The organism is Acidilobus sp. (assembly GCF_049973875.1).
Lineage (GTDB): Archaea > Thermoproteota > Thermoprotei_A > Sulfolobales > Acidilobaceae > Acidilobus.
Map to the genome: position 1 here is coordinate 1 of NZ_JBMFJI010000048.1, position 4,065 is coordinate 4,065.

The following is a 4,065-nucleotide window of genomic DNA, read 5'->3' on the forward strand; positions in this document are numbered from 1 at the left end:
CACCGGGGCTCAGCTGGAGCCCACAAGTAATCAGCCCTGCTGAACGTTCATCTCCGGGACTCAGAGGCGGCGGCGGCCCCGTTGGCAGTCGCAGGCCTTCCTAGCCCTCCGCCCCACGGGCTGATGCCCTCGGCCCTTATCAGCTGGGGAGGTGCCCAGTTACTGGGGAGGTACCCTGCTGTTCGACCCCAGGCCGAAGGAGGAACCCCAGGGACCTCTTTGACAGGGAGGAGGAGCTGAGGGTCCTCGAGGCCAGGGAGGGGGCAAGGGTCGACGACAAGCAGGTGACCCTGCTCATCAGGAACCTCGTGGACGCCTCGTTCCTCGCCAAGGAGGGCGACCTGTACAGGCCGGCCGATGTCCTTATCCGGAGGGCGTTCCAGCAGAGGGGCTAGCGCGAGGCGAACTAATCACTGCCTTAGATGAGACCGACCGCGTCGCTGCCGCCTACAGACCTTAACTGCTGGGCGCGGCCCTGCGGCCCTCAGCTCGAGCCCCTGGCCGGGTAGGGGACTATGGGGACCATGAACTTCTCCTGCAGCTTGGCGAAGAAGTACCTCTTGTAGTAGGCGGCCTCGTTGACGTCAACGTACGCCAGGGCGTTCTCGGGGCACGCCTTGACGCACTGCGGGTCCCCGCCGCAGAGGTCGCACTTCAAGGCCTTCTTCTCGATGTGGTCAATCGTTATCACTCCGTACGGGCAGACCTCCACGCACCTCCCGCAGCCGTCGCACCTTGCCCTGTCTATTACCACCGAGAACGTGTTGGGGTCCCTGTAGATGGCGTTATGGGGGCACACGCCGTCCATGGCGCAGAGGCCGCACTGTATGCAGAAGAGCGGGGCGTCCAGGGGCTCCCTCTCAAGCCTCAGCACGTGGATGGCCGAGAGCTCCGGGTCGAAGACCTTGAAGTGCTCGAAGCTGCAGGCGAGCTCGCACCTGCCGCACCCGGTGCACCTTTCAGGAATTGCAATGAGCTGCTTCAAGGGGTCCTCCCAGGGTAGCAGGCCGACTAGAGTATTTCAATATATTCACGGGGGCCCGAAAAGGCTTCTAAGGCCCCGCCCAGGCCCACACGAGGCCCCAGTCCGCCGCGTAGAGGTTGCCCGTGCCTGAGCCGACGCCGAAGTAGTAGGTCCCAGTTGCCGGCGGGCTGAAGTAGCTGCCCACGTACTCGCTGAAGGTGGAGTTGTAGAAGGGGTAGTTCAGGTCCACCGCCCTGCCGTACACGTAGCCGCTGGACGGGTCGTAGGTCACGCACACCAGTACGTAGTCGCCGGGGCCGGGGACCCAGGGCCCAGGGCTCCAGGAGCCGACGCCGTCCCAGCCGCTCCAGGGTGAGCCCAGGTTGGGGCTCGGGCTCGGCTCAAAGCTCACCTTGAGCCTCGCGCCCTTCCCCTTGCCGGCGGCCGTGACGCTAACGACCCAGGCGTTCCAGGGGCCGCTGCTGCCCCCGATGCCCGGGCCGGTGGCCGACGAGGAACTGTAGTACCAGGCCGGGTCGAACTGGACCACCAGGTAGGGGCCCCTGGAGGCCGGGTATATGACGTCGCCCATGAGGGGCGAAGGGCGCTGGCTCAGGCTCTCCGAGGAAACGTATGGTATGGACTGGTTGGTCACATTTCCCTGCGGCGCCAGGAAGAGGTAGAAGTAGACACCGTGGCCCGGGCCTGAGGCCAGGCTCGAGTTGCTGTAGGTTATCACCGCGGCCACCGTGATGTTATGCCCGCCCACGTAGCTGTAGCTCCAGAGGACGGCCCCGGCCGAGGGGGCGTACTGAAGATGGCCATAGCGCTCCTGCAGGTACCCGGTCATGTCCATCACCGGCTGGGCCGCTGAGCCGGCGTACCACAGGTCCCAGTACTGGGCCTCGGCCGCCGAGGGGCCCAGGTCTTGGGGCCACCCGCCGTCCGGCGTGCCGTTGTAGTCGCCCTGGTAGTACACTGTGGTCTGGAGCGACTGGCCGTCGACGAAGCTCAGCGCCGCCCCCTGGGGCGGCTGGTAGATTGTCGTCCTCAGGCCGTAGACGAGGCTGAGCCCCTGGGCCGAGGATGGCGTGAAGGCGAGGCTGCCTGAGAGGCTGACGTTAGGCAGCGGGGCGCCTGATAACAGGTACAAGAGGTAGGTGGCCCCCCTCTGAACGCTGATGGTCGTCGAGCCCCCTCCAAGGGTTACCGTCGCCGTGCCGCCCTCCGCCGCCGTGAACACCGCTATGGGCCACTGCAGAATGTACTCATAGCCCTGCTGGGCCGGGACCAGGAGGGTGAAGGCGTAGCCGCTAGAGTCCTGGGCGGCGCCGTAGTGGAGCACGGAGATGTTGGGGGCGAACCCGCACACGGGCGCCGATGCCCTGTAAACTACAGGGCTCGCCGCGGGCTCCAGGCTGAGGGTCGCCCTGTAAACAAAGGTAACGTCCGCCTCCGCCACCGCCAGGGCCGCGAGCACCGCAAGCGCCAACAGCAGCAGGGCCGCCCTCCTCATGCCCTGCGCCTCCTCATGTACCTGGCCCTCCTCATTATCTCCCTGGCGGCCCACGGCTTCGTCCTCTCCAGCTCGTCTATGCCTACCCCGAAGGTCCTCCTGGCCTCCCTGTCGGCCACCTCCCTTATCGGCTCCCCCTCGTCATATATGTGTGACCTGCCCTCGCCGTAGCCCGGCGAGTACCTCGAGTAGAGCTCAACGGCCCTGGCGAGCCCTGGGCTCCTCCTCCTGAGCTCCTCAAGGCCGACGCCGAACCTCCTCCTGGCCATGGCCTCGGCCGCCTCCATAAACTTCCTTACCTCGCCCCATGCAGAGGCGGCCATGGCGGCCCCGGCCGACGCGGCGAGCAGGGCCACGGAGGCGTAGTTGAGGCTGACCGAGGCCCTGGGAACCACGAGGGCTGACGAGGGGCCGTAGTTTATGGTGAGCCCCCCGAGCCCCCTGAGGCCCTCGGCCACCTCGAGGGCGGCGGTGAAGTAATAGGAGAGGGCCGCAAGCGCGAGGTAGGCCGCCCTGGCCCTCCTGTTGAACGCTATGTAGACGGCCGAGGCCCCCAGGAGCACCTCCGGGACGGCCATGGGAGGGTATACTATTACCTTGGAGTAGGTGGGCGTTATAACCCTTGAGACAAGGCCGACCCCTATGTAGTAGTACCTTGCGTCAGCGACCACCGCCGGCATGGCCGCCAAAGCGCCGAGGGAGGCTATTATCAGGGACGCGGCGACGGCCGCCAAAAGCCTAGCCCTGGTAACCAAGGAGGCCCACCCCCTGCGTCACGTTGCCGTAAGGCGAGAGGTAGGTGACGTTGGCCAGGGCCCTGACCTGGTAGACGTCCCCCGGCCTCAGGGCGCTCTGATCCTCATAGCTGCAGTTCAGCAGCTGGAGCTTAACCGTCCCCTGGCCCGCCGGCGCCAGGGCCCTGGTGGTGTTGCACCCGGAGAGCACAAGCACAGACGTGTTGTAGTTAATGTAGGTGACCTGGCTGGCCGAGACCTCCAGGGGGAACGGGGAGACGTAGCTGAGGAACAGGAACTCGCCGTCGTCCTCGAAGGTAACGTTAAGCGGCCTCAGCGACATGGCGGCCGTCACCAGCCTCTCGAAGTAGGACAGCACGTAGCCCCTGTCGCCTATAGACACGTTTACAACGAACCTGGCGTCCGCGCCCACCAGCCGGGGCTGGAGGGGGAACACGACAACGTTGGGGCCGCAGGTGGCGTTGAAGCTGCCATAGCCCATCAGGCTGTCGCCCAGGTAGACCTCGACCTCGCCCCCCGACGGCCTCACTAGGCAGTCGCTTATGGTTAAGTTAACGTAAAGCCTATCACCTACGCCGCTGACGTTAACTAGGCTGACGTTAAACGGGGGCTCGGGCAGGGGGTGGCCAAGGGGTCCCAGGTACCTCAGCACTACAAGCGCACCTAGGACTGAGACCACTATCACAACGGCGGCGTAAGCGTAGTTGACCTCATCGTTGCCCAAGGCTGCCCCCTGCCGCCCTTTAAAGCCTCCCTTTTAGTAAGCATGGCAGCGCAAACGTAAAAGGGGCCGTGAGACGTCACGACGACGTTACGTTCTCGACCTCAAG

The 4,065-nt window shown here is 65.3% G+C and carries 6 protein-coding genes; 1 reads left to right on the top strand and 5 read right to left on the bottom strand.

What is annotated here, in order from left to right; genetic code table 11:
* Positions 1–139: 139 nt before the first annotated feature.
* Entirely contained in the window at positions 140–331 is a 192-nt protein-coding gene (locus ACP5H1_RS08030) for a hypothetical protein (protein WP_427973902.1), read from the bottom strand.
* On the opposite strand from ACP5H1_RS08030, the gene ACP5H1_RS08035 reads away from it, so the two are divergent.
* Positions 285–395, top strand: coding sequence for a hypothetical protein (locus ACP5H1_RS08035; protein WP_427973889.1), 111 nt, complete (start codon positions 285–287; stop codon positions 393–395). The two genes, ACP5H1_RS08030 and ACP5H1_RS08035, sit on opposite strands and share 47 nt — an antisense overlap.
* Positions 396–484: 89 nt before the next feature.
* Here the strand turns inward: ACP5H1_RS08035 and ACP5H1_RS08040 are convergent, their stop codons facing one another.
* The 4 genes from ACP5H1_RS08040 to ACP5H1_RS08055 all read right to left on the bottom strand — a co-directional run bounded on the left by ACP5H1_RS08040 (position 485) and on the right by ACP5H1_RS08055 (position 3,959).
* Positions 485–985, bottom strand: a complete 501-nt coding sequence (locus ACP5H1_RS08040; RefSeq protein ID WP_427973892.1) for a 4Fe-4S dicluster domain-containing protein — start codon at positions 983–985, stop codon at positions 485–487.
* A gap of 67 nt (positions 986–1,052) precedes the next feature.
* The gene (locus ACP5H1_RS08045; RefSeq protein ID WP_427973895.1) at positions 1,053–2,534 is read right to left on the bottom strand and encodes a hypothetical protein; all 1,482 of its coding nucleotides are present in this window, start codon (positions 2,532–2,534) and stop codon (positions 1,053–1,055) included.
* On the bottom strand, positions 2,477–3,235 hold the full coding sequence (locus ACP5H1_RS08050) for a hypothetical protein (RefSeq protein WP_427973897.1): 759 nt from the start codon (positions 3,233–3,235) through the stop codon (positions 2,477–2,479). Before ACP5H1_RS08050 ends, ACP5H1_RS08045 begins: the two co-directional genes overlap by 58 nt.
* Positions 3,219–3,959: a hypothetical protein gene (locus ACP5H1_RS08055; protein WP_427973899.1), complete on the bottom strand. Its 741-nt coding sequence runs from the start codon at positions 3,957–3,959 to the stop codon at positions 3,219–3,221. The genes ACP5H1_RS08050 and ACP5H1_RS08055 overlap by 17 nt, the downstream gene beginning before the upstream one ends.
* Positions 3,960–4,065: the final 106 nt, after the last annotated feature.